Genomic DNA, 24,438 nt, shown 5'->3' with positions numbered 1-24,438 from the left:
TCACGCAGCGAGGCCACCATGCCGCGTTCATGACATCGGGCGCGTCCAGCCCGTCGCCTGGGCCGAAGCGATGGACGAAGATCGCGAAACCCACCCGGGGGTTAAGGTTGACTCAAGCCGACCCCTTTTCTAAACGGGCGCCGCAACGGGGGCTCGCCCCATGTTTTCCGTCGCCGTGCGCAAGCCCGGCGGCGTTTTCTTATCAGGATGCTTTCGCGTTGGCCGACGACCGCCAGAACGATGACCTTGAAAGCCGTATCGCGAAAGCGCGCGCGGTCGAAGAGGCGCGTACTGCCGGGAACCCCGCGGCAAAGCCCGCCAAGGGCTATGGCCAGGGATCGCGCGTGCTCGCGGAGATGATCGGCGTTCCGGCGGGCGGCGCGCTGCTCGGCTGGGTACTGGATTCCTGGCTCGGCACCGGCCACTGGCTGCTGCTCGTCTTCCTCGTGCTCGCCATCGTCGCGGCGGGCCGCAATATCTACAAGATCTCGAAGGAGCGCGCGGAATGACCGTCGCTTCCGACAGCAACGCACAAGGGTAAGGCGATCGTGGCCGGTAAAATTGACCCGATGGAACAGTTCCTGGTCGAGCCTGTGCTCGGCCGGCATCTCAATCTGTTCGGATACGACGTGTCCTTCACGAACTCGGCGCTGTTCATGGTCGTCGTGTTCGCGCTGCTGTTCCTGTTCATGTGGGGCGGCATGAAGCGTCAGCTCGTGCCGGGCCGGTGGCAGGTTGCCGCTGAATCGGTCGTCGGCTTCATCGACAACATGATGCAGGTGAACATCGGGCCGGAAGGCAAGAAGTTCGCGCCCTACATCTTCTCGATCTTCATGTTCATCCTGTTCGCGAACCTGGTCGGCGTGCTGCCGCTGGCGATCGTGCCGGGCCTGCACACCTTCGCCGTGACCAGCCACATCACCGTCACCGCGGTGCTGGCCTTCCTGTCGTTCGGCATCGTGCTCGCGGTCGGCTTCTGGCGCCACGGCTTCCACTTCTTCTCGCTGTTCGTGCCGCACGGCGCGCCCGGCTGGCTGATGCCCGTCATCATCCCGGTCGAGTTCGTGTCGTTCATGGTCCGCCCGTTCAGCCTCGGTCTGCGACTGTTCGTCGCGATGACCGCCGGCCACATCCTGCTCGAAGTGTTCGGCAGCTTCGTGGTGCAGGGCCTGAATGCGGGCGGGGGCCTCGGCATCCTCGTCAGCATCCTCAGCTTCATCATGATCATCGGCGTCAGCGCGCTCGAGTTGCTGGTGTGCGCGATCCAGGCCTATGTCTTCGCGCTGCTGACATCGCTCTATCTCAACGACGCGGTGCACCTGCACTAAGTCATTCGAATTTCGTCTAACTATCGTATTTCTAAGGAGCTTATCATGACTGATCTTGGTGCAATGTATATCGGTGCCGGCCTTGCGGCGATCGGCGTCGGCCTGGCCGCGCTCGGCGTGGGCAACGTGTTCGGCTCGTTCCTCGAAGGCGCGCTGCGCAATCCGGGCGCTGCAGACGGCCAGCAGGGCCGCCTGTTCATCGGCTTCGCGGCTTCCGAGCTGCTCGGCCTGATCGCGTTCGTCGTCGCGATCCTCATCCTCTTCGTCGTCCGTTAAGCGAAGAGCGACCTCAATGCCGCAGCTATCCCAAATCGGAGAGATCTACGCGTCGCAGCTGTTCTGGCTCGCGATCGTATTCGCCCTGATCTATTTCGGGATCGGCAAGGCGATGGTCCCGAAGATCGAGCGCACGATCGACGATCGTAACGCCCGTATCGGCGGAGACCTCGCCGCGGCGGAGGCCGCGAATGCCGCCGCCCGCGCGTCGGAGCTTGAATATCAGACCGGGCTGGACTCGGCCCGGTCCCAGGCCCTGCGCTCGGTGACGGAGGCCAAGGCCAAGGCTGCGGCCACGGCCGAGACCAAGGTGAAGGCGGGCGATACGGCCATGGCCGAAGCGCTCGCCACCGCCACCGCCCGCATCGGCACCGCCAAGACCACGGCCATGGCCGAGATCGAGACGGCGACCGTGGACGCGGTGCAGGACATCGTCGCCAAGCTTTCGGGCGTGGCGGTCGATCGTTCGGCGATCGAACAGCAAGTGAAGGCGGAACTGGCGCATGGCTGAAGCGCATCATGAGAGCCTGACGGCGGCAACCGGCACGACCGAGCTGCATCACGAGCCCACGGCTCTGGGCATTTCGGCGCCCGGCTTCGTCGCGCTGTCGATGCTCGTCGTCATCGGCCTGATCATCTGGAAGAAGGTGCCGGCCATGATCGCCGGCATGCTCGACGCGCGGATCGCCACGATACGCACCCAGCTCGAAGAGGCCACGCGCCTCCGGACCGAAGCCGAGGCGCAGCTTGCCGAAGCCAAGGCCCGCAACGCGGCGAGCGCCGGCGATGCCGCTGCGATCATCGCGCATGCCGAAGCCGAAGCGAAGCAGATGATCGCCAAGGCCGAAAGCGACTCGGCCGATCTCGTCACCCGCCGTCGCAAGATGGCCGAGGACAAGATCGCCGCGGCCGAGCGCGCTGCGATCGCCGAGGTTCGCGCCACGGCCGCCGATGCCGCCACCCGCGCGGCTTCCGCGATCATCGCGCAGCGGCATGACGCTACGGCAGACAAGCCTTTGGTCGATCAGACCATCGCCGGTCTCGGGCGCCTCAACTAAACCTCTCTTAAGTCAGCACTCCTGCCGTTTCACGGTGTCTCGATCCCGGCTACACCCGGGCCCGGGGCACCGAGTCGCGTGCCTGCACTGGAGAGAGTTCCCATGAAGCTTGCCGCCCTTACCGCCGCCCTGTTCGTGATGACGGCGGCGCCTGCCCTGGCACAGAACGCCCCCGCGGCACCGGCCCCGGCAGCTCCCGCCGCCGCGCCGGCAGCAACCGCGGACGCCGGCCCCGCCGCGAAGTTCACCCTCGACACGCCGATCGAGACGATCGCGGCAGACCCTGCCGGCAAGGCCGTGCTCGACGCCGATCTTCCCGGCATGACCGCGCACCCGGCCTATGAGCAGTTCAAGGTCCTGTCGCTCGCGGCGGTCCAGCCCTTGTCCAACGGCGCGATCACCGACGCGCAACTGGCCAAGGTCAAGGCAGACCTTGCGGCGATCAAGTAAGCCCTAATAGCGGATCATCACCCGCCGTGCGATGGCGGGTGACAAATTATACACCGCGTTGAGCACCGCGGTCATCCCGATATTCGCCTGGTTCCGTCCGCCCGCCATCGCCGCCACGATCTGCCGCCCGCATTCCGCCGCCGGCATCTTCCTGTGCCGGTTCTCCTCGGTCATCCGCGTCTCGACCACCGGCGGCAGCGCCTCCATCACATGCACTCGCGTGCCCGCCAGCTGCGCCCGCAACGCCATGGTGAAGCTCCGCAGACCCGCCTTGGTCCCGCAATAAACCGGGCCCTTGCCGCTGGGCGCGATCGCCAGCCCCGAGGTCACATTGACGATCATCGCCTCAGGCCGCGCCCGCAGCCCGTCGAGCAACCCCGCGATCAGCCGGATCGGCGCGTTGAGATTGAGGAAGATGCACCGGTCGATCTCGCCCACATCGAACGGCACCCCCACCTGGAAAGTCGCCCCCATCCCGGCATTGTTGACCAGCACGTCGATGTCCCGCCCGCTCAACTCCCTCACCAAAGCATCGCACCCCGCCGCATCCGACAGGTCAGCGGTAATCGTATCGAACCCCTCCGCCAGCGCCGCGGCAAGCCGCCCCACGTCGCGCCCCACCACGATCACCTCGGCCCCCGCCGCCAGCAGATGCCGCGCAATCTCCAGCCCGATCCCGTCGCTGCCCCCGGTCACGACCGCCGTCTTGCCCTTCAACTGCATGTCCAGCTCCCCTGTTGAGCACGATATACCCGTTGTTGCGCGCGCCCCGGAGTCCTAACTGGAACCACGATGTCGTCTCCCAACACCCCCGATCGATTCAACGAGGAAAAGGCCACCTTCACCGTGCGCGGATCGGACGTGCCCGATCTGGAGGCCGGCGTGGCGGCGATCCGCAATGTCCTGAAGACGCTGCCCGCCCGCCCCGGCGTCTACCGCATGCAGGATGCCAAGGGCGACGTGCTCTACATCGGCAAGGCCCGCGCGTTGAAGAACCGCGTCACCAACTACACCCAGGTCGATCGCCTGCCCAAACGCCTCCAGCGCATGGTCGCGCAGACTCGCTCGATGACCATCGTCACCACCAACAACGAGGCGGAGGCGCTGCTGCTCGAGGCGCAGCTGATCAAGCGCTATCGCCCCGCCTACAACGTCCTGCTGCGCGACGACAAAAGCTTCCCCTTCATCCTGCTGCGCGCCGATCATGATTTCCCGCGCATCCAGAAGCATCGCGGCGCCCGCCGCGCCAAGGGCAATTATTACGGCCCCTTCGCCAGCGCCGGCAGCGTCAACAACACGCTCAACGCGCTGCAGAAGCTGTTCCTGCTCCGCTCCTGCACCGACAGCTTCTTCAGGACGCGCGACCGGCCCTGCCTGCTCTACCAGATCAAGCGCTGCTCGGCCCCCTGCGTCGATCGCATCTCGAAAGAGGATTATGGCGAGCTGATCGGCGACGCCAAGGCCTTCCTCGCCGGCAAATCGACTCAAGTGCAGACCAAGCTCGGCGGCCAGATGCAGGCGGCGGCCGAGAACATGGATTTCGAGCTGGCCGCGATCATCCGCGATCGGCTGAAGGCGCTCACCTTCATCCAGGGCAGCCAGGCGATCAACGCGGAAGGCGTGGGGGACGCCGACATCTTCGCGCTCGCCAACAAGAACGGCGTCATGGGCATCCAGGCCTTCTTCATCCGCGGCGGCCAGAATTGGGGCCATCGCAGCTTCTTCCCTGCCCACACCAACGATGTGCCCGAGGCGGAGGTGCTGGCGAGCTTCCTCACCCAATTCTACGAGGAGGTCCCGCCGCCGCGCATCATCTTCGTCGATCGCGAACTGGAAGAGACCGAGCTGCTGCAGGAGGCCTTCGCCGAGCGGGCAGGGGCGAAGGTCGCCATCTCCATCCCCCAGCGCGGCACCCGCCGCCGCCTGCTCGATCAGGCGAAGCGCAACGCCGAGGAAGCGCTCGACCGCCGCCTCGCCGAAAGCACCACCCAGGCGAAGCTGCTGCGCGAGGTCGCCGACCTGTTCGATCTGGCCGAGCCGCCCGACCGGATCGAGATCTACGACAACAGCCATATCCAGGGCACCAACGCGCTCGGCGCGATGGTCGTCGCCGGGCCGGAGGGTTTCCGCAAGGGCCAGTATCGCAAGTTCAACATCAAGGACGCGAAGACCATCCCCGGCGACGATTTCGGCATGATGCGCGAAGTCTTCGGCCGCCGCTTCGCCCGCGCCCAGGCCGAGGATCCCGATCGGGATTCAGGCGAATGGCCCGATCTGGTGCTGATCGACGGCGGCCGCGGCCAGCTCAATGCGGCCAGGGGCGTGCTGGAGGAACTCGGCATCGAGGATGTCTGCCTGGTCGGCGTCGCCAAGGGCCCGGACCATGGGCGGGAGGGCCGCGAGGTCTTCCACCTGATGGACGGCCGCGAGCTGACCCTGCCCACCAACGCGCCCGTCCTGTTCTACCTCCAGCGCCTGCGCGACGAAGTCCACCGCTTCGCGATCGGTGCCCACCGGGCGAAGCGAGCGAAGGCCATCGGCGCGAGCCCGCTGGACGAGGTCCCGGGCATCGGCCCGGCGCGGAAAAAGGCGCTGCTGATGCATTTCGGCACTGGCCGGGCGGTGCGCAATGCGAGCCTGGAGGACCTGCAGAAAGCGCCGGGGGTCTCGGCGCTGGTGGCGCGGCAGGTTTATGATTTTTATCATGGGCGGTAGGGAAAACGGCAGGGCATTGACGACAAAGCGCGCAAGGTGCCAAGTTACGGAAGAGCGTTTCGGATCAAGCCGTTAATGTCGCCTCCTTGGTTTTGAGGTCAGAGCAGCTGCTACGACTTGCCAGAAGAGTGCGGTCAGGTGATCTTGCAAGCGTGAAGCCCATCAGTCCCATCGTATCAGCCGTCCTCGGTGGCGTGACCGGCGGCGTCGTCGCGTTCGTCGTCGCGATCATCATATCCAGGCCCTCTGTTTGGGCCGGATTCACGGGAATCTCGGGTGGAGAATGGCTCCAGGCGCTAGCCGCGGTCGTCGGAGTCTTTCTCACCATTCAGGGTACGCTCTGGCTAGAAGAGCGGAAGCGGAAACGCGACCGTATGGAGGAGCAACGTTTGCTCAAAAGCGCCCTGATCACTTTTCGAAATATGGCAACCGCGATCGTCGCGCCGGACGCGGAAGACGCATCCCTTCAACAGCGTGCTCTAAAGACCGCGGCCCACTTTGAAATTCTCCGGAACGCCTATGGCTCGCTGGAGTACGCGCGGCAGAGCTACCGGATCACCGACATCAAGCTGTTCATGGCGCTCGACACGCTCAAGCAAGATTACGAGGCGGCTCGGGTCAAATTGGGGAGCGAAGAGAGCTTAGCTCGTGGGCGGCACGTCACCGAGCCCGCCCTTGCAATCTGCCGTAGTGAATTAAAGGACTTCGTGGACGAGATGCAGTTGCCGACGAATGAGGCGATCGATGCACTTGAAAAACTGAAACTCTGAACGGTTAGAGCGTGCTGGAATGACGCAGCGGGCTGTAACTGATGTGTTAACTCCGGCCGCTCAACTCTTCTTTTGGGGCAGGCTTGGATACTGCCGTTCCTATGGGCTGGCTTAGCGCCAGTGGCCGGGCAGGTTGTCAGGCTCCCGCATCTTCACCGTCTCGAAGAAGAGGGTGGACGGAGCGTAGGGCGCTTCGGCCTCAGGCTCTGCTATGAATTTCGGCTTTGGCGTGCGCCGCAGCTGTGCATAAGCGACGGCTACAGTAGCCACGCCGATGACGACGGTAGCAGTGTTGAAGGCAACGGTAAGAAAATCGCTCATAATCATAAATCCGAACGCGTGATTGCGCTTGGGTTTTGCTTAGGCTTGTGAGAGCCGCAGTTCACGAGATTTTGCAGCAACCGCGACTCACCACTATATCTTTTTAGTTAGAGTGACCTCGTTTCCCAATCTTCAGAATGAACGACAGCGTCGATCGGTTCCCTATTGGCTTCGCGGTTGGAACCGGCCAAGATCGCCGTCTCGGTGCGGTTCGCCGCACAGCCTTGAGAAGCTGCTTGGGGCCGGGACCAGATTTCGATGGGGGCGGGATGAAGAGGCTTGTTTTAGTGTTGGCGCTGTTCGCCTGCCTCCCCGCCCAAGCTGAGCCAACGGGCCGCTGGTGGTCCGGGTTTGGGCAAGGGAACCTCGAATACGGTATCAAGAATGACAGCGCCGGGAGCGATGAGTTCTACATCGCGTGTATGCAGGATCGGACCTACATTAGCCTTCGAATTGGCGGTGTCGAGCCGAAGCAGGGGCAATCCGCCATCGTGACCATTGGCCCGGATGAGTTCGAGGTTCAACTTGGCAAGGATGGCTACGTGGAGACCGCAAGCCATGTTGGTTATGACACGTTTCGGGCGTGGTGGGCCGCGATGCGTGCCGGAGCGAATATGCGCGTTCGATTGAGTACCGGGCAATCCACCAACTTCACCCTGAAGGGTGCCGCCAAAATCTTGCCGCGTGACGCGTGCGAGACTGACTTTCAGCGCTGAGCCATCATGGGAAACGAGATTTCGAGCGCGTTGATCGGTCTAGGCGGAGGTGTGCTCGGCACCGGCATAAGCACGCTATCGAGCTTCATGCTCGCCCGGTATGGGGTTCCGGTGAAACTCCACTCAATTACCCAACACACCGGTGCGCCAGTGAATTAAGTGAAGTGTCACCGGAACTCCCAGAAGAGGTGTGGCCTCGATCTTTTCTGACATCGGTTGTCCGAACAATTTTGGACGACGGTACGATCCTCGGAGAATCAGGAAACGCACTTTTGGTGTTGGGAAACCCGGAAGACTTGGACATTAAGCCAGAATTTACCGTCGAGATCGATAGTTCGACGTCGGCAATTAACCGCGTGATCGCAAAGGAGCCTATCCGCGTTCGTCAACATCCCGCAGAAGAACAAATTTCTCCAGCCTCATTTTTGGTCAAGCCTCAGAGCGATGGTTTGACGTTCGACGATTTTGGTGGTTACCAAAATGTGGTCCTTCGTGCAAAGGAACTCATTGAGACCCAGCTTGAGCGACGCGCCGAACTCGAAGCAATTGGAGCGCGCCCCGTCAAGGGCATACTTTTCACTGGTCCACCGGGAACTGGGAAAACACATCTGGCTCGGATTATCGCGAACCAGGCCGGTGCAAATTTTTACGACATAAGCGGCCCATCGATCGTCAGCAAATGGGTTGGTGACACGGAAGATTTGCTTCGCAAGATCTTCGATCACGCAGAAAGCTCGAAATCTGGAAAGTCGATCATCTTCTTTGATGAGATAGACAGTATAGCAGAAAGTAGAGCAGGAGATTCCCACGAGGCATCTCGTCGGCTGGTGGCGCAGTTTCTGACTCTCATGGATGGCTTCGACTCAAGCAAAAGCGCGACGGTCGTCATAGCCGCCACAAACAGAGCCGATGCGCTCGATCCCGCTCTAACCCGACCTGGCCGCTTTGACTGGGAGATAGAGTTCGGGCTTCCTACCCTGCTAGATCGCCTCGCAATTCTCAAAATCGGTACCCGCAAAATTCAATGTTCGGAAGACCTTCCGCTTATCGATATCGCCATAAGATCGCATGATTGGTCCGCTGCACGCCTGACATCGATCTGGACGGAGGCCGCCATGATCGCCGCATCAGATAGGCGCAAGCAGATAGCTGCGGAGGATATGGCGCAGGCTTACGAACGAGTTGCTCGCCGACCTGATCGCAAAATGGAAGGTCGGCCGTAGATGGTTAGATTCAAGCGTCAATTTCCATGGATAGGACGCAGGAACGTCCAATCTGGACTTGGCCCGGACCAAGCTCCGGAACCCCTGAGGGAGTTTGTCTATCTGGACGAAGTCAGCCTCGGCAGTCTGTTGGCCTCGCAAAAGGGCGAGATAACGGAGAACATCACATCGCAGATGGGGAGCGAGCAAATCGCTGAAATTGGTGGTAAGATATCCGCCAATAGCCCAATGCTACTTTCTACGGAGATTAACTCCCGTTTTCAGACCACCAATAGCAACGCTCTACAAACTCTGCGAAAGGCTACCGCTCAATCACTCTTCCGCGAGCTGCACAAGCTGCCCAACCTCCGTAAAATACAGCCAATACAAATCATTAAAGAAGCGGAATCGTTCGAGGATTTACTTTCGGAGGCGTTTACGGGGGCAGTACACAACGTTAAATATTTAATGAGGGGTGACTTAGTAGAATTCAAGGTAAAATTATCGGCGTCGTGGATTTTTCAGATTAGTTACATGGTGGCTGAATTTTCGGAGATGTTTGACGAAAGCCCTGTCCTGCTTATGGAAAGTGTAAATTTTAGTGATTTATACCAAGCAAAGAATGCAAACAAAATAATTACTAAGCTATTAGCTGGACTAGTACCTGTTGATGGTGTTGTCTCGGATTATGTTGTTGTTCCGTTCGGAGAAGATAAGTTTATTACGCATAAGGACTCGATCAAGGGCATTAGAGTAAATTTTTCACCACTGAGGATCGTAGGCGTCACCGAGCATTTGGCATATTGGAAGGATATTCGTAGAATTTTGTTCGCAGACAACGAATTCATCATGCTGTGTAGGCTATCGAAGAATGGTATCCAGAAAGCCTGGAACCCTATTAAGGTCGCCGATATCTTCAAAGAGTTTGCCCCAGATATCGCCAAGCAGATTGAGGTATCTAGCCGGACCGCAATGTTGCAATCGGCAAATGGTCAAAATTACGAAAATGTAGAACCCGCAGCTGCTAGGCTGAGTTTGGCCCTGCTCAGATATCAAGACAAATTGCTTGGGAAAATTGATCATTGCCTCACGGTCGATGAAGTCTCTGAACTGGATCGCGAAATCGCTAGCCTCCAGTTTGATGGCGCCACTGCTGAGGGACAGAGGTCCGCATTCGCGGCCGTCAAAGCGACGATCGAAAGTCGCACAGGTCATACAATCGATTCGGCCGCAGACTTGGAACTGCGCGAAAGCATTCGGAGGAGCCTGGAGATTCCGCTGTTCCCGCAGCCTTCGCAAACTGGGCGGATTGTGGCAGACGTAGGAGATACGGAAGCCCAAGTTGAAGAAGCAAACCTTCTCGATGTCGAAGTGGTCGCGATTTACTGGTAAATTAGCTCGCTAGCCCGGCGTCAAAGCCGATACCTTTTCGAGTATGAAATAATCATCTCATTTAAGAGCGGTATTTCGGGGCACTATACTAAACTATCCACAGCGCGATCGACTTCACGTGATCACCCCGCTCCGCCTGATCGGGTTCTCCCGCTCCAGCGCAATCCGCTTCGCAATCTCCCGGTTCAGCTCCGTCGGATGCTCGGCAAAGGCCCGCGGCGTCATCCCGGTGAAATGCTTGATTTCCCGCGTCACATGCGACTGGTCGTAGAATCCCTCTTCCAGCAGCCCGTCCAGCTCGGGGTCGCGGTGGTATTACGGTGACGGGTGCAATAACCCCTTTACTCTGCGATGCTTTTCCAAAAGCCTCATCCCAATTCTCCGTCTTCTGCTGCTTGGAATGCGGTTATCCCGCAGAGCTTTGTCGGTACCTCTCCCAGCTACGAACGTGCCTTCATCCACACCGATCGATATGGCAGCCCGGTTGATCGACCAGCCCATCGCCGTCGCTCTGTGTATATTTTGTCTCCAGGCGATTTTGGCTCTGGCCAGGGTTCATAGTCGAGGAAGGCGATGATGGCCTGATTTTGTTCAGGCCATGTCGGCAGGGAATAAGAGAAAATGTGGTCGGCCAGCGATCACAATATGTGAGTCGATTCAGCGCAGAACTTGAGCGTAAATAGTGGGTTTCGATTGTGATCCAGGACCGACATCGTCCACAGTTCCGCATGCCAGAATCGTTCGGGCATCTCTTTCAGAACCTCGGCCGCGTATCTGACGGCTTCGATTCGCGCTTCAGCCAAATCCTTCCACTCCGATCCCTGCAAATCTGGAAAGTCGTGACCGTCCTTAATGTCGAAGAAGTATCGGGGCATAGTGTTCTCCAGCCTCAAGGCGGGAGCACTCAGTCTCTCAGCCGCTAGAGCCTCATTTGTTGGCTAGCGATGAGAAAACATACATTAATATGGTGGATGCTACAAATGAGAGCCTGACGGATTGCATCACATTGGAATTACGGTGACAGTGCATTTAATTACTCACCCAAGCGCCGCCGCCCCGCTTGACCTGTCGATTGAATGCACTGTCATCGTTATCTTGGACCAAGGCAGGGCGTAGCAGAAACCCAGGCGCCGCGTTCAATCCCGTGCGCGCTGCTCGGTCACCTGGATCGCGGTCTCGACCATGCAATTGTCGACGAAGTCGTTGAGGAACACCAGCAGGTGATCGGGCGACAGCCGCTTGGCGGCGTTGGCGCGCAGCCAGGGATTGGTCGCGGCGTCCATTACCGGCTTGGTCGCGAGCAGGGGCGAGGAGGCGTCGCTCGACGTGACGACCGAGGCCGCGACGACCGCGCCGATCTTGGTCGCCGTCGCCTGCATCTGCATCACGACATGGTTGGCGCCCGCCGGCATGTCGCGCTTCATGCCTTCAAAGGCCTTGATGATGGGGGCGGGCCTCAACGTGGCATAGGCCCCGCTCCAGCTGTTGTAGAAGCGGTTCCCGTTCTGGATCTCGTTTGAGAAGATCAGGCGGGTATTGTCGCGGATCAGCGCATCGTAGCTCCTGACGAGATCGGTGGACATGCCGATGCCGATCGGCCGGGGCGGTTTGACCCTGGCGATCGCGGCATTGAGCGCGTCCCTCACGGCCTGGGCAGTCGGCTTCATCGCATCGGCTGCAAAGCCCTGGGTGTTCGGGTTGACCACCACGATCTCGCCGGGATTGGCCTCGAGCCAGCGCAGCACGTCCACCAGGAAATCCACATAGGGATATCCGGGGACCAGTCCGTGCTGGTGGTAGAGCGTGTTCCCGAAGAAAGGGCGGATCGCGGGATGCATCCAGCCGGGGCGAAAATCGAAATAGCGGGTGCCGATATCGAGCTGCGTGCGGATATCGTCCTTCTGCGTCATCGAGAGATTGGCGATGGCGCGCGGCCCGAGCGCGGCGGCGGCCACGCCCATCGCCGCGCCGAGCGCGAGGACGAACGCGGGATTGTGCACCACCTTCCGTACCGGGCGCATGTCGAACATGCCGGCATCATGGGAACCGGGCAGCGCGAACCGGGCGAAGGGCCCGCGCGCGACACGCGGATTGCGCTTCGCGAGATCACCCATCCAGCGGCGCTGATCGCGCGTCGCATAGACGTAGAACTGATGCTGGTTGGTCATCCCCGAGATCTTGCCCGATCCCGCGTCGTAGAGGCCCCAGCACACGGTCGGATTGCCGATCCGCGGCGGCGAGTTGAACATATTGTGCATCGTGCCGGTGTAGAGGTTGCCGTCGAGCGAGCTGATGTTCTGCCAATGCCTGATCATCTCCTTGCCGCGATCGGTCGTGACCCATTCCAGCCTGCCGGTATAGTTGACCGGATCGGGGATCATGTCCGATCGGACCTGGAAGTTGTTGTGCTCGAAATTGGCCTCGGGGCCGTGTGAACGATGAGTCTGCGGCACGGCCAGATCGGTGCGGAGATCTTCCGAATCCGAGTAAAGATAATAATCGATTCCCTTCGCGACCATGATCTCTTCCTCTCGCTGATTCAGATCGTTTCGCACGCGAAACTTGAACGCGAAAGTCTATTACACGGTTATCGAAGAATTATTCTAGAAAGCGAAGCATCCCTCGTGGCTGCGGCCGGGTTGACGACCTTTTCGGCGAGTTCGAGCCGTTCATCGGTCGTGTAACGCGAGGCGAGGCGAAGTTCCGTTGCGCATACCGGCAGGATATTCCGGGGACGCAATACTGAACCATCGGCAGAGTCACCTGCCTCAGGTAATCACACCACTGCGCCTGATCGGATTCTCCCGCTCCAGCGCAATCCGCTTGGCGATCTCCCGGTTCAGCTCCGTCGGATGCTCGGCAAAGGCCCGCGGCGTCATGCCGGTGAAATGCTTGATCTCCCGCGTCACATGCGACTGGTCGTAGAATCCCTCTTCCAGCATCTCGTCCAGCTCGGGGTCGCGATGCGTCATCGCCACCGCCGCGCGCAGCGCCCGGTATTTGCGCGCCAGCACCTTGGGCGGCGACCCGAAATAGCGTTTGCAGCTGCGTTGCACCTGCCGCAGCGACAGGCCAGTCAGCGCGACCAGGTCGTTGATGTCGGGCGCGGCGGCACCCGCGAGCCACTCGTTCACCTGGCCGACGAACGCCTGATATACCGGTTTCTGCCGCATCATCAGCGTGACTAGCATCTCCTCCAGGATCGCGACGCGCGCATCGAAATCCTGCGTGGCGCGCAGTTTCCCGAAAACCTCGGTCACGATGGGGCCGAACAGATCCTTCGCGTCGAACAGCCGGTTCGCCGCCGCCGAGGCATCCATCGGCACCAGCGCGGCCCAGCCATGCGGCATCAGCCCGACGCCGATCGCCTCGGCCGCGCCGTCGCAGCTCAGGCTCGAGGATCCAGTGGTGGGGCCCAGCACATAGATGTCCGGCATCGCCTGCTCGGTGCCGTCGACAAAGCGATAGCGTGCGTTGTCGCCCCGCAGAATGAAGCGAAACTGCGCATAATCGGCGCGGTCGACTCCCTCGAAACGCTCATCGTCCTGCTGGAAATGGTAGAAAAACGAGAAATGATCGGCCAGCCGGGCAGGGGGTTGGCGGAAATCCATCTTCAGGTTCGACATAGGTGTTGCTCAGTCGACGATGTTTCTTGCGCGATTCCCGCTACGGGAATGCGGCTTTTTTCACAATCATTTCGCCGCGGAATCCCTCAGATTGCGGCCATTAGTTAATCCGCCTATCATCCACCCGCTGTGGCGGCGCTGAAGGAAGCGCAGTTCCCTCGTCAGGAACGACCGTGCAACGTGGCGCAGGTGGTAGCGCGATCGCTGGAATGACGTGCGATAGGTCGCGGGTTCAAATCCCGTCGTGAGTAGGGAAGCCGGTGTCGAGTCCGGTACACAGCGCTATCAGGAGTCCGGTATTCCGGTGGGTATTCCGGTGACACTCCACTTATCTCCAGTATTCCGGTGACACTCCACTTATCTCCAGTTTGGCGCGCCACCCCATACCGGCAGCCCCGCCTCACTCCTCCTCCACCCGCCGCACCACCGTCCGCCCGATATTCGGATCGACCACGATCTCGTCCGTCCATTTTATATCCAGCACCGGTCCCCAGCCGGGCCGGATCACACGTTTGCGTTTCGGCAGCTCCAGCACATTGTACAGCACATGCTGGTCGCGCTTCTGCTGCGCCTCGGCGGCCTCCACCATCTCGATCCATTTGCGTTGCGCGATCCTGCTTCCCTTCAGCGCGCGCTCCATCATCGCGCGGAACACCGCCCGGTTCGCGGTCATCTCGACCTCGTCTTCGCCGTCCCGCACGGTGATCGTCCGATACGCTTCCTCCAGGATCATCACCCGCGTCGGCTCGTCCGATCCGATCAGCCGATCGCCTGGCGCGCCCGATCCGCCGCGCACTTTCGGCCGCCCCCGGGGATTGCCCGACTTGCCCTTGGCGAAGCGCTTGCCGATCGGCGGCCTGCCTTTGCCGACCGCATAGGCGTCGGGCTCGGCGCCTTCCTCTGCCACCGCCATATCGTCGCCCGATTCAATCTGCCGTTCCGCCATGTCATGCACTCGCTATGGACCATCCCGCCCTTTCAAGACCCGATCCCGGCGAACATTTGAATCAAGCAGGGGAATTTTCGGCGCGATTTTGTCGCGAACAGCGGAAAATTCCGCCGCTGTTCGGCCCGTTTTTCCGCTGTTATCGCGTAACAGGGAAAACGGGGATCTTGCCCTTGAAATCGCACGCTTATTTCGGGGCGAAAATCCAACATAACAGCGGAAGAAAAAAACTGCGCTCCAATCGCACCGGACCGCTCCCGTTTTCGCACCATTCGCGCGCTAAAAATCCTTTCCGCCCCCGCTTGTCGCGTCCGCGCGCCACGCTAGAGTCGTTGCAGGACAAGGGGTAACATCATGTATCGGCCGATCTTCTTCGCCACGCTGCTCGCAGCCGGCTCTGCCGCCCATGCCGGCGACAAGCCGCTTTATGCGCCGACGCCGGATTGGGTGAAGCCGGCCCCGCCGCTCGACCCGGCGACCGTGAAGGACGATTCCCCCGTCTACCTGATCCTGGACAATCAGCAGCGGCTGAAGGACGGGCAGGTCACCGGTTACGTCGAAACCGCGGCCCGCGTCGGCTCGACTCAGATTCTCGACTCGCTCGGCACGGTGAAGCTGCAATGGTCGCCGGACAAGGGCGACCTGATCGTCCACCGCGCCGAGATCATCCGCGGCACCGAGCATATCGACCTGCTCGCCGCCGGAGAGCGTTTCTCGGTGCTGCGCCGCGAGGAGCAGCTCGAGCAGCGCATGCTCAACGGCATGCTCACCGCAACCATGGCGGTCGAGGGGCTTCGCGTCGGCGACGTGCTGCACCTGAGCTATTCGACCACCGAGAAGGACGCGACGCTCAAGGGCAATGTCCAGGCCTTCGCCTTGCTCCCCACCGAGCCGCTGCGCATTCAGTTCGCCCGCAGCCGCCTGATCTGGCCGCAGGGCGTCGATATCCGCTGGAAGGCCAATATCGGCGCTGCCCAGCCCCTGGTGACCACCGCGGGCGGCTATCGCGAGCTGACCATCGCGCTGCCTCTGGCCAAGCCGGCCGAGATGCCCGCCGACGCCCCCGCGCGCTTCCGCCGCCCGCCGATGCTCGAGGCGACCAGCTTCGACAGCTGGAACACCATCTCGAAGGTGATGGCGCCGCTCTACGCGACGGACGGCCTCGTCGCGGCGGGCAGCCCGCTCGCCGGCGAGATCGCCAAGATCAAGGCCGCCGAGACGGATCCGCTGAAGCGCACCGCGCTCGCGCTCCAGCTGGTGCAGGGCAAGGTGCGCTATCTGTTCAAGGGCATGGATGGCGGCAATTACGTGCCCCAGACGCCGACCCAGACCTGGAACCTGCGCTACGGCGACTGCAAGGCCAAGACCCTGCTGCTGCTCGCCATCCTGCACGAACTCGGCATCGAGGCCGAGCCTGTGCTGGCGAGCAGCCAGCTCGGCGATCTGTTGCAGGATCGCCTGCCGACGCCCGGCGCGTTCGACCATGTCTTTGTCCGCGCGACCGTGGCGGGCGAGGCACTGTGGCTCGACGGCACCGATGGCGGTGCGCGGCTGGAGGATATCCACGATGCGCCGCCCTTCCGCTTCGTCCTCCCCGTACGCGTGGCGGGGTCGGGGCTGATCCCGGTGCCGCTGCGGCCCGATGCGCGGCCGGAGCTGCGCGCCGAGATCGAGCTGGACGAGACCGCCGGGGTGAACTTCCCCGCGCCGTTCAAGGTCGCGGTCACGGTGCGCGGGCAGCTCGCCGAGCTGTTCCGCGCCGGCGCGCTCCAGGCGAGCAAGGACCAGCTGGCCGACATGGCGGGCAAGCTGATCGCGCCCTATCTCGACGAGCCGACGATCATGACGCGCAACATCAGCTTCGACGATGCCGCGGGCACCGCGACGCTTCACGCGGCGGGCGTCGCCTATCCCGACTGGGACAAGGAGAATGAGCGTTATCGCGATTCGCTCGACCGTGCCGTCACCCAGCTCAATTTCCAGCCCGACCGTACCCGTCCCGCCTGGCGCGACATCCCGGTCGCGACCGAGAATCCGCATAATTTCGTGATCCGCACGAAGATCCGCCTGCCCGATGGCGGCACCGGCTTCACGCTCGAAGGCAATCAGGCCCTGTCGGCCACCCTGGCCGGCACCAAGGTGGAGCGGACGACGACGCTGGCCGATGGCTGGGTGACGACCGAGGACCGGATGATGTCGACCGGTGCCGAGATCGCGGTTGCCGATATCGGCGCCGAGCGCCAGCGGCTCGATCAGGCGAAGCAGCACCTGCTGCGCGTGGTCGCCCCGGCCGATTATGCCGCGCCGTACCAGATCGTCGCAGCGGGCAAGAAGGCCAAAAGGTTCGATGCGATCCTCGCGCAGTACAAGCAGGGCATCGCCGACGATCCGGCCAAGGCCGAGCCCTATCGCAACCGCGCCTGGTTCCTCGAGCGCATCTATGAGCGCGGCCCGGCGATCGAGGATCTGACGCGCGCCATCGCGATCGACCCCAATGTCGATTTCTATCTGTGGCGCGCGCGGCTCTACGAAGCGACCGGCGACAAGGCGAAGGCGCTCGACGACATCAACGCTGCACGCAAGGTCGATCCGGCATCGGGCGCGGCGATCAACCAGCTCGCCTCCTTGCTCGCCGACGACGGCAAGAAGGATCAGGCGCTGACTCTGCTCGACCAGCGCATCGACGAGGGCGGCAAGGACAAGCCCAATTTCATGGCCGCCAAGGCCGAGATCCTCGGCGACAGCGGCGACAAGGACGGCGCCATCGCGACGATCGACGCCGCCATCGCCGCGACTCCGGGCAGCCCGGTGCTGCTCAACGCGCGCTGCTGGGTGAAGGGCACGCTCAATGTGATGCTCGACACCGCGCTGAAGGATTGCACCAAGGCGATCGAGCTGAGCGATTCGCCTCAGTCGATCCTCGACAGCCGCGCGATGGTCTATTTCCGCATGAACCGCTTCGAGGATGCGCTGAGCGATCTCAACGCGGCGCTCGATCTCGAGCCGGGCCTCCCCGCGAGCATGTATATGCGCGGCGTGGTGCGCAAACGCATGGGCGACGCCAAGGCAAGCGAGGGCGATCTGGCGGCAGCGCGCATGATGACGCCCGAGATCGACCGCACCTACGCCAAGTACGGAATCGTGCCCTGACCGCAAAATCGTGTTGCTGCTTCGTAAACGGAAAGGACGTTGAAAGAATTTTCACCTGCGCCCCTTAGAAGTCGGCGGCGATGCCTACGCCCGTCTTCCTCACTGTCGATACCGAGCTGATGTGGCGCCACCATATCGACGGGCTCGACCGCGCCGCGATCTACGATCGCTCGATGGAGCCCGCCGGGGTCGGCGTGACCTATCAGCTCGAGATGCTCGCGCGGCACGGGCTCAAGGCGTGCTTCTTCGTCGATCCGATGCCCGCGCTGATCTTCGGGCTCGAACCGACGCGGCGGGTGGTCGGCACGATCCTCGATGCGGGGCAGGAGGTGCAGCTCCACCTCCACCCGCACTGGACCGGCGCCAAAAAGGATGACGGCGGCGCGAGCTTCGGCCGGTTCGAGATGATCGACTATTCGGAGAACGAGCAGCACGATCTGATCGCCGGCGCCACGGAATTGCTGATCGCGGCAGGCGCCCCGGACCCGATCGCCTTCCGCGCCGGCAGCTACAGCGCGAACGACGACACGCTCCGTGCGCTGGCCCGGCTTGGCTTCGCGTACGACAGCAGCCACAACGGCGCCGAGCATCCCTGGCCCAGCGCCATCGGACTGCCGCCGACGCACATCGCGCCGGTCGAGCGCGAGGGACTGACCGAGGTGCCGGTGACGCTGATCGAGGATCGCCCGGGGGCACTGCGCAACTTCCAGATCTGCGCCCTGTCGGCCGGCGAGCAGCGCGCCGCGCTCGAGCATGCCGCGATGGAGGATCACGCCGCGGTGACGATCGTCAGCCACGGCTTCGAGCTCGCCAACCGCGCCGGCACCCGCGCCAACGCCGTCCATGTCCGTCGCTTCGAGGCGCTGTGCTCGCTGCTCGCCGAATGGGCCGAGCTGCTCCCCACCACCCATTTCGCCGACCGCCCGGCCTTGCGCCTCGGCCGCGCCGATGCCCCGCTTGGCCCCAACTCGCTGCGCACCCGCTGGCGCCAGGCCGAGCAGCTCTGGTCGAACATGGTCGAGGAGCGCGCGGCATGAACGCGGTCCCGATGCCGCTCCGTTTCCAGATCGGCGCGCGCACGCTCGCCTCGATCCAGCGCCAGCTCGTCCGCGTCCCGCTGACGCTCGATGAAGCGCTGGAGGGGCGGCTGCCCGTCCTGCCGCCGCTCGATCGCAGCGCCCACGGCTACCAGATCACCTCGCTACCCGAAGATCGGCTGGAGGCGATGGCCTTCGCCGCCGGCGGCATGATCGCCTTCGTGCGGCAGCGCTACACCCGCCGCTATACCGACCTCACGACCAGCTACGACGCCTGGCTCGACACCATGTCGTCCAACGCGCGCTCGAGCCTGAAGCGCAAGGCGAAGAAGGTCGCGACCGTCTCGGGCGGTCAGCTCGACATCCGCCGCTTTCGCACGCCAGACGAGATGACGGCGTTCCACGACGTCGCGCGGCGCATCTCGATGCGCACCTATCAGGAGAAGCTGCTCGGCGACGGCCTGCCCGACGATTCGGCCTTCCTCCGCTCGATGTACCAGCTGGCGGCGGCGGATTCGGTGCGCGGCTGGCTGCTCTACATCGCCGGCGAACCCGCGGCCTATCTCTACTGCCCGATCAATGCCGGCGTCGTCCGCTACGACCATGTCGGGCACGACCCCGCCTTTTCCGATCTCTCCCCGGGCGGCGTGCTTCACCTGGAGGCGATGCGCGACCTGTTCGGCGCCGGGCTCAGCCGCTTCGACTTCACGGAAGGGGACGGCCAGCACAAGCGCCAGTTCTCCACCGGCGGCGTCGACTGCCTCGACATGCTCCTCCTCCGCGCGAGCCTGGCAAACCGCCTCACGACCATGGCACTCGGCACGTTCGACCGCACGGCCGCCTTCGGCAAACGCACCGTCGAGAAGCTCGGCCTGCAGCAGCTCGCCAAGAAGATCCGGCGCTCCTGATTCACTTTTCCAGCGGGAGAGCGCTAAGGGCAGTCAATGCATCTCCGCGCCGAAGCCCTGGTCCTCGCGATCCGCCAGCATGGCGAGCACGGCGCAATCGTCCGTGCGCTCACCGCCGAACATGGTCTGCAACCCGGATATGTCCGCGGCGGCCGCTCGCGCCACATCCGCCCGATCCTGCAGCCGGCGAACCTCATCCTCGGCGAATGGCGCGCCCGCACCGAGGATCAGCTTGCCGGCCTCACCGTCGAGCTGATCCACAGCCGCGCCCCGCTCTTCGCCGAACCGCTCCCCGCCGCGGCGCTCGAATGGGTCACGGCGCTGACCGCAACCGCCTTGCCCGAGGCGCAACCCTATCCGCGCCTTCACGGCGCGCTGGACGGCGTGATCGGCGCGATCGAGGCAGCACCCGCCGCGCGCGGCTGGGCGGTGGCGCTTGCCCGGTACGAACTGCTGCTGCTCGCCGAGCTCGGCTACGGCCTCGAACCCGATCGCCTGCCGGATATCCTGCGCACCGGCGGCGAAGCGGACTGGCCCGATATCCTCGCCGCGCTCCGCCTCACCGGAGAGGCGCTGGAAAGCGATATCCTCACCGATCGCCGCGCCGAAACGCTCGCAGCGCGAGCGCGGCTGATCGACCGGCTGAAAAGGGCGGTTGCGTGAGCCGCGCCCGGGCGGCAAAGGGCGGCTGACTCCGTTCGTCCTGAACAAGGGCCATCCTGTCCGCTGTCGAAGAAGAACGGAGCTTCGACACGCCCAGCCCGAACGGAGTCCTCGTGCCCCTGATCGCAATCCTGCCCGGAGACGGCATCGGCCCCGAAGTCACCGCAGAGGCACGCCGCGTGCTCGAGGCACTTGATCTCGGCCTGTCGTTCGAGGAGGGGCTCGTCGGCGGCATCGCCTATCACACGACCGGCCATCCGCTGCCGCCCGAGACGCTCCATCTCGCGAAGCGCGCCGACGCCATCCTGTTCGGTTCGGTCGGCGATCCGACCTGCGACAATCTCGAACGCGGCCTTCGCCCCGAACAGGCGATCCTCGGCTTGCGCAAGGAACTGACGCTCTTCGCCAATTTGCGCCCGGCCAAGCTTTTCCCGGGCCTTGAGGACGCGTCCTCGCTCCGCCCCGAGATCGCGCGGACAATCGACCTGTTGATCCTGCGCGAGCTCAACGGCGACGTCTATTTCGGCGAAAAGGCCATGCGCACCACGCCCGCGGGCCTGCGCGAAGGCTATGACGTGATGAGCTATGACGAGAGCGAGGTCTCGCGCATCGCGCATGCCGGTTTCCAGGCGGCGCAGCGCCGGCGCGGCAAGCTCTGCTCGATCGACAAGGCGAACGTGCTGGAGACGTCGCAATTGTGGCGGGATGTCGTGATCGAAACATCGGCGCAATATCCGGACGTCACCCTGACGCACATGTTGGTGGACAATGCGGCAATGCAACTGGTGCGCGATCCCGGCCAGTTCGACGTGATCGTGACGGGCAATCTCTTCGGCGACATCCTGTCCGATCTGGCGAGCATGTGCGTCGGCTCGATCGGTCTGCTGCCGTCCGCGGCGCTCGATGCGAACGGCAAGGGCCTGTACGAGCCGATCCACGGCAGCGCGCCCGACATCGCAGGGCAGGGCAAGGCCAATCCGGCGGCCGCGATCCTGTCCGCTGCGATGATGCTCCGCTTCTCGCTGAATATGCCCGAGCCCGCCGACCGGATCGAGGCGGCGGTCGCAACCGCGCTGGCGAATGGTGCGCGCACGGCCGATCTCGGCGGGACGCTCTCGACCCGCGGTATGGCCGACGCCGTGTTGGCGGCGCTTGCATGACCGCACCGTTGCTCGACCTCGCGATCGTCATCCCGACCTTCAACGAGGCGGGCAACGTGCCGCTGCTCATCGCCAAGCTCGATGCCGCGCTCCAGGGTCACGAGTGGGAAGCGATCTTTGTCGACGACAACAGCCCGGACGGTACCGCGGGCGTGGCGCGCCAGATCGCGCGGATCGACCGGCGCGTCCGCGTGGTTCAGCGCATCGGCCGGCGAGGCCTCTCCTCGGCCTGTATCGAAGGCATGTGCGCCACTGCCGCGCCGATCGTCGCGGTGATCGACGGCGACATGCAGCATGATGAGACGATCCTGCCGGCGATGCTCGACCGGCTGCTGCAGGACGAGAGCCTGGATCTCGTGATCGGCTCCCGCTTCGTCGAAGGCGGCGGGACCGGCGACTGGGATCATGACCGCGTCGCGAAATCCGCCTTCGCAACAAAGCTTTCACGCCAGATATTGAAGGCCGATCTCAACGACCCGATGAGCGGCTTCTTCATGATCCGCACCCAGCTCGTGCGCGACGCCGTGCCGCATCTCTCGGCGATCGGCTTCAAGATCCTGCTCGACATCATGACGTCCAATCCGCGACCGCTGAAATTCGAGGAAGTGCCCTACACTTTCCGGCTGCGCACTGAGGGCGAGAGCAAGCTCGATCACGTCGTCGCGATGGAATATCTGATCGCGATCTATGACCGGATGTTCGGTCGGGTCGTGCCGGTGCGTTTTGCCATGTTCGCGGCGATCGGAGCGCTCGGCGCGGGCGTTCATTTCCTCGTGCTCGGGCCGTTGTTCAAGGAACTCGAGTTCGGTTTCCTCGTCTCGACGATCATCGCGACCATCGTCGCAATGACCTTCAACTTCTTCCTCAACAACGCGCTGACCTATCGCGACGGGCGCTTGAAGGGCGCCAAGCAGCTGTTCGAGGGTTGGGTGTCGTTCTGCGTGGTCTGCTCGGTCGGCGCGATCGCCAATGTCGGCGTCGCGGCGTTCCTCTATGACGCACAGTCGGACACCTGGGCGTTCTCGGCGCTAGCCGGAATCATGGTCGGCGCGGTGTGGAATTACGCGCTGTCCTCGCGGTTTACGTGGGGACGCTATTAGGCGCGGGCGCCCTATTCATCCGGGTAGGGCATGATGCAGCGACGCTGATCCTTCCGATCGCCGACCTCGCAATCGCGCTGCTGTTGCGTCCAGCGCTCCACTTTCGGTTCGCGTGGCGGCTTGCGGGTCGATGCTTCCCTCGGCGGATAGGGCGGCTCGTTCGGCCTGTCGAAGGTCGAGCAGCTGCACAGCATCGCCACCATGCCGATCGCCACTATCGCCCGCATCGGGTGCTCCCTCACCGGATTCGCTGACGCCAAGCTGTAGCTGGGCCGCTGAACGCTTGCTGACTGGCTCTCAGGGCCAGGTCGGGAACCACATCCAATGCCTGAAATCTTGTGGGTTACTCAGCGGCATCGCCGAGATGATCGGGTAGAAATAGGCGAACAGGCAAAAGGCGAGGACCAGGAACGCCTCGTCCCAATGCGCATAACGCCCCTTGGCGAACCGGTCGGATGCAGCGGCGAGCGGCAGGGCCAGGAAGATGCTCGACAGGTAATAATAATAGAAGAAACCGAGCGACTTCGGGATGGCGGCCCAGACCGCGTAGGAAGCGATCCACAGCATCGCGACGGCCAGCATCCGCCCCGATCCGTCGCGCATCCACGCATAGAGGCACGCCGCCACCGCAATCAGCCCGCCCCACAGGATCGCGGGATTGCCGACCATGAAAATCCCCCGCACCGCTCCGTCGACCGGTTCGTAGAGATACCAGATCGGCCGGATCATCAGTGGCCAGGTCGGCCAGCTCGACTGATAGGTATGCGGCGGCAGGACCTGGGTTTGCGATGCGTACATCCGCGCCTGGAACTGGATGAAATCGCCAGCGGTCAGCGGAAACTGCGTGTAGAAAAAGGCGGGGAGGAAAGTCAGACTGTAGACCGCGACGCTCACCACGCCGAGCGCGAACAGCGCGGGCACCACGGGAAGGCCGGGCCAATAATTTTGGTCGCCGGGGTTGAGCGCGGCGTAGATCGACCGTTTGCGCGCACGCCCGTCGATCAGCCGGACCGTGACAAGGGCGATCGCCGCATAGGCGATATAGGGCACCGCTGCCCATTTCGTGCCCACCGCCAGGCCGAGCAGCGCCGCGCCGAGCAGCCAGCGCCGCCATGTCTTGCCGGGCGGCGCACGCATCGCCCAGAGCAGGGCGGCAATCCCCGTGACGACGAAAGCCGCCATGAAGCCGTCGAGCATGCCGATCCGCGCCTGGATGAACACGGTGATGTTGAGCAGCACGCAGATCGCGCCGATCGTCGCCGTCCGCACGCGGCGGAACAAATGCCACAGGATCGCGAAGATGCCGAGCACGACGGCGGTTGCCGCGAAGGTCGACATGATCCGCCAGCCCAGGCTGTTGTCGCCGAAGATCAGCATGCCGAGCGCGATCAGTTCCTTGCCCAGCAGGGGATGCTCGATGTTCGACGGGCCGCTCATCTCCATCAGCACGCGCGCCGCCGCCACATAATGCGTTTCGTCGAACACCAGCTTGTGCGGCGTGGTGAGTCGGAAGCTGAACAGCAATTGCGCGACGAGGCCGATGATCGCGGCGGCGCGGTACGGGCGGGGCGGCGACTCGGCGGTCATTACCGTGCCATTCCCACTTCGGCGGCGCCCTTT

27 protein-coding genes are annotated in these 24,438 nt (G+C 63.0%); 18 read left to right on the top strand and 9 right to left on the bottom strand.

All coding sequences use genetic code 11. The features are described from left to right. Positions 1-218: 218 nt before the first annotated feature. From WC729_RS10020 to WC729_RS09995, 6 genes are all read left to right on the top strand, one after another. Positions 219-509 (top strand): AtpZ/AtpI family protein, encoded by a 291-nt coding sequence (locus WC729_RS10020; RefSeq protein WP_372852153.1) that lies wholly within the window; start codon positions 219-221, stop codon positions 507-509. Positions 510-569: 60 nt separating this feature from the next. Then, the gene (locus tag WC729_RS10015) at positions 570-1,328 is read left to right on the top strand and encodes a F0F1 ATP synthase subunit A (RefSeq protein ID WP_372853299.1); all 759 of its coding nucleotides are present in this window, start codon (positions 570-572) and stop codon (positions 1,326-1,328) included. 63 nt (positions 1,329-1,391) lie between these two features. Beyond that, positions 1,392-1,604 (top strand): F0F1 ATP synthase subunit C, encoded by a 213-nt coding sequence (locus WC729_RS10010; RefSeq protein ID WP_354280586.1) that lies wholly within the window; start codon positions 1,392-1,394, stop codon positions 1,602-1,604. A 16-nt stretch (positions 1,605-1,620) separates the two neighbouring features. Then, the gene (locus WC729_RS10005) at positions 1,621-2,115 is read left to right on the top strand and encodes an ATPase (protein ID WP_372852151.1); all 495 of its coding nucleotides are present in this window, start codon (positions 1,621-1,623) and stop codon (positions 2,113-2,115) included. After that, the gene (locus WC729_RS10000; RefSeq protein ID WP_372852149.1) at positions 2,108-2,662 is read left to right on the top strand and encodes a hypothetical protein; all 555 of its coding nucleotides are present in this window, start codon (positions 2,108-2,110) and stop codon (positions 2,660-2,662) included. Before WC729_RS10005 ends, WC729_RS10000 begins: the two co-directional genes overlap by 8 nt. A 102-nt stretch (positions 2,663-2,764) precedes the next feature. Continuing rightward, positions 2,765-3,112, top strand: coding sequence for a hypothetical protein (locus WC729_RS09995; protein ID WP_372852147.1), 348 nt, complete (start codon positions 2,765-2,767; stop codon positions 3,110-3,112). 3 nt (positions 3,113-3,115) lie between these two features. Here WC729_RS09995 and WC729_RS09990 read toward each other — a convergent pair whose 3' ends face one another. After that, positions 3,116-3,835, bottom strand: a complete 720-nt coding sequence (locus WC729_RS09990) for an SDR family oxidoreductase (protein WP_372852145.1) — start codon at positions 3,833-3,835, stop codon at positions 3,116-3,118. A 69-nt stretch (positions 3,836-3,904) separates the two neighbouring features. On the opposite strand from WC729_RS09990, the gene uvrC reads away from it, so the two are divergent. Continuing rightward, positions 3,905-5,827 carry an excinuclease ABC subunit UvrC gene (gene uvrC, locus WC729_RS09985; RefSeq protein ID WP_372852143.1) on the top strand — a complete coding sequence of 641 codons (1,923 nt, stop codon included), beginning with the start codon at positions 3,905-3,907 and terminating at the stop codon, positions 5,825-5,827. 152 nt (positions 5,828-5,979) lie between these two features. Then, positions 5,980-6,597: a hypothetical protein gene (locus tag WC729_RS09980; RefSeq protein WP_372852141.1), complete on the top strand. Its 618-nt coding sequence runs from the start codon at positions 5,980-5,982 to the stop codon at positions 6,595-6,597. A gap of 111 nt (positions 6,598-6,708) precedes the next feature. Here WC729_RS09980 and WC729_RS09975 read toward each other — a convergent pair whose 3' ends face one another. Then, the gene (locus WC729_RS09975; protein ID WP_372852139.1) at positions 6,709-6,918 is read right to left on the bottom strand and encodes a hypothetical protein; all 210 of its coding nucleotides are present in this window, start codon (positions 6,916-6,918) and stop codon (positions 6,709-6,711) included. Between the two features lie 137 nt (positions 6,919-7,055). Here WC729_RS09975 and WC729_RS09970 point away from each other — a divergent pair, with 137 nt between their 5' ends. The 3 genes from WC729_RS09970 (at position 7,056) to WC729_RS09960 (ending at position 10,228) form a co-directional block, all read left to right on the top strand. Then, positions 7,056-7,634, top strand: a complete 579-nt coding sequence (locus tag WC729_RS09970) for a hypothetical protein (protein ID WP_372852137.1) — start codon at positions 7,056-7,058, stop codon at positions 7,632-7,634. A 230-nt stretch (positions 7,635-7,864) separates the two neighbouring features. Next, positions 7,865-8,857, top strand: coding sequence for a 26S protease regulatory subunit (locus WC729_RS09965; protein ID WP_372852135.1), 993 nt, complete (start codon positions 7,865-7,867; stop codon positions 8,855-8,857). Next, positions 8,858-10,228 (top strand): hypothetical protein, encoded by a 1,371-nt coding sequence (locus WC729_RS09960; RefSeq protein ID WP_372852133.1) that lies wholly within the window; start codon positions 8,858-8,860, stop codon positions 10,226-10,228. It begins immediately after the preceding gene. A gap of 114 nt (positions 10,229-10,342) precedes the next feature. Here WC729_RS09960 and WC729_RS09955 read toward each other — a convergent pair whose 3' ends face one another. From WC729_RS09955 to WC729_RS09935, 5 genes are all read right to left on the bottom strand, one after another. Beyond that, positions 10,343-10,483 (bottom strand): hypothetical protein, encoded by a 141-nt coding sequence (locus WC729_RS09955; protein WP_372852131.1) that lies wholly within the window; start codon positions 10,481-10,483, stop codon positions 10,343-10,345. Positions 10,484-10,866: 383 nt separating this feature from the next. Next, on the bottom strand, positions 10,867-11,103 hold the full coding sequence (locus WC729_RS09950) for a hypothetical protein (protein WP_372852129.1): 237 nt from the start codon (positions 11,101-11,103) through the stop codon (positions 10,867-10,869). Between the two features lie 261 nt (positions 11,104-11,364). After that, on the bottom strand, positions 11,365-12,747 hold the full coding sequence (locus tag WC729_RS09945; protein ID WP_372852127.1) for a hypothetical protein: 1,383 nt from the start codon (positions 12,745-12,747) through the stop codon (positions 11,365-11,367). A 249-nt stretch (positions 12,748-12,996) separates the two neighbouring features. Further along, positions 12,997-13,854 carry a helix-turn-helix domain-containing protein gene (locus WC729_RS09940; RefSeq protein ID WP_372852125.1) on the bottom strand — a complete coding sequence of 286 codons (858 nt, stop codon included), beginning with the start codon at positions 13,852-13,854 and terminating at the stop codon, positions 12,997-12,999. A gap of 400 nt (positions 13,855-14,254) precedes the next feature. Continuing rightward, the gene (locus WC729_RS09935) at positions 14,255-14,800 is read right to left on the bottom strand and encodes a DUF5681 domain-containing protein (RefSeq protein WP_372852123.1); all 546 of its coding nucleotides are present in this window, start codon (positions 14,798-14,800) and stop codon (positions 14,255-14,257) included. Positions 14,801-14,814: 14 nt separating this feature from the next. On the opposite strand from WC729_RS09935, the gene WC729_RS09930 reads away from it, so the two are divergent. From WC729_RS09930 to WC729_RS09900, 7 genes are all read left to right on the top strand, one after another. Continuing rightward, a complete protein-coding gene (locus tag WC729_RS09930; RefSeq protein WP_372852121.1) occupies positions 14,815-15,150 on the top strand; it encodes a hypothetical protein in 336 nt (111 codons plus the stop codon). A 4-nt stretch (positions 15,151-15,154) separates the two neighbouring features. Further along, positions 15,155-17,950 (top strand): DUF3857 domain-containing protein, encoded by a 2,796-nt coding sequence (locus WC729_RS09925; protein ID WP_372852119.1) that lies wholly within the window; start codon positions 15,155-15,157, stop codon positions 17,948-17,950. A gap of 80 nt (positions 17,951-18,030) precedes the next feature. Then, complete coding sequence (locus WC729_RS09920; RefSeq protein ID WP_372852117.1) at positions 18,031-18,987, top strand: polysaccharide deacetylase; 957 nt, start codon at positions 18,031-18,033, stop codon at positions 18,985-18,987. Next, positions 18,984-19,895 (top strand): GNAT family N-acetyltransferase, encoded by a 912-nt coding sequence (locus WC729_RS09915; RefSeq protein ID WP_372852115.1) that lies wholly within the window; start codon positions 18,984-18,986, stop codon positions 19,893-19,895. Before WC729_RS09920 ends, WC729_RS09915 begins: the two co-directional genes overlap by 4 nt. A gap of 36 nt (positions 19,896-19,931) precedes the next feature. Then, positions 19,932-20,558 (top strand): DNA repair protein RecO, encoded by a 627-nt coding sequence (locus tag WC729_RS09910; protein WP_372852113.1) that lies wholly within the window; start codon positions 19,932-19,934, stop codon positions 20,556-20,558. Between the two features lie 119 nt (positions 20,559-20,677). Further along, positions 20,678-21,718, top strand: a complete 1,041-nt coding sequence (gene leuB / locus WC729_RS09905) for a 3-isopropylmalate dehydrogenase (protein ID WP_372853296.1) — start codon at positions 20,678-20,680, stop codon at positions 21,716-21,718. Further along, on the top strand, positions 21,715-22,818 hold the full coding sequence (locus tag WC729_RS09900; protein WP_372852111.1) for a glycosyltransferase family 2 protein: 1,104 nt from the start codon (positions 21,715-21,717) through the stop codon (positions 22,816-22,818). The genes leuB and WC729_RS09900 overlap by 4 nt, the downstream gene beginning before the upstream one ends. Positions 22,819-22,829: 11 nt before the next feature. On the opposite strand, the gene WC729_RS09895 is transcribed toward WC729_RS09900, so the two are convergent. Together WC729_RS09895 and WC729_RS09890 are read right to left on the bottom strand one after the other, a co-directional pair. Then, positions 22,830-23,045 (bottom strand): hypothetical protein, encoded by a 216-nt coding sequence (locus WC729_RS09895; RefSeq protein WP_372852109.1) that lies wholly within the window; start codon positions 23,043-23,045, stop codon positions 22,830-22,832. A 70-nt stretch (positions 23,046-23,115) separates the two neighbouring features. Then, positions 23,116-24,405 (bottom strand): phospholipid carrier-dependent glycosyltransferase, encoded by a 1,290-nt coding sequence (locus tag WC729_RS09890; RefSeq protein WP_372852107.1) that lies wholly within the window; start codon positions 24,403-24,405, stop codon positions 23,116-23,118. Between the last annotated feature and the right edge of the window lie 33 nt (positions 24,406-24,438).

The organism is Sphingomonas sp., assembly GCF_041661825.1.
GTDB lineage: Bacteria > Pseudomonadota > Alphaproteobacteria > Sphingomonadales > Sphingomonadaceae > Sphingomonas.
Note: the sequence above shows the minus strand (reverse complement) of the source record. Positions and strands in the feature narration are given on the sequence as shown.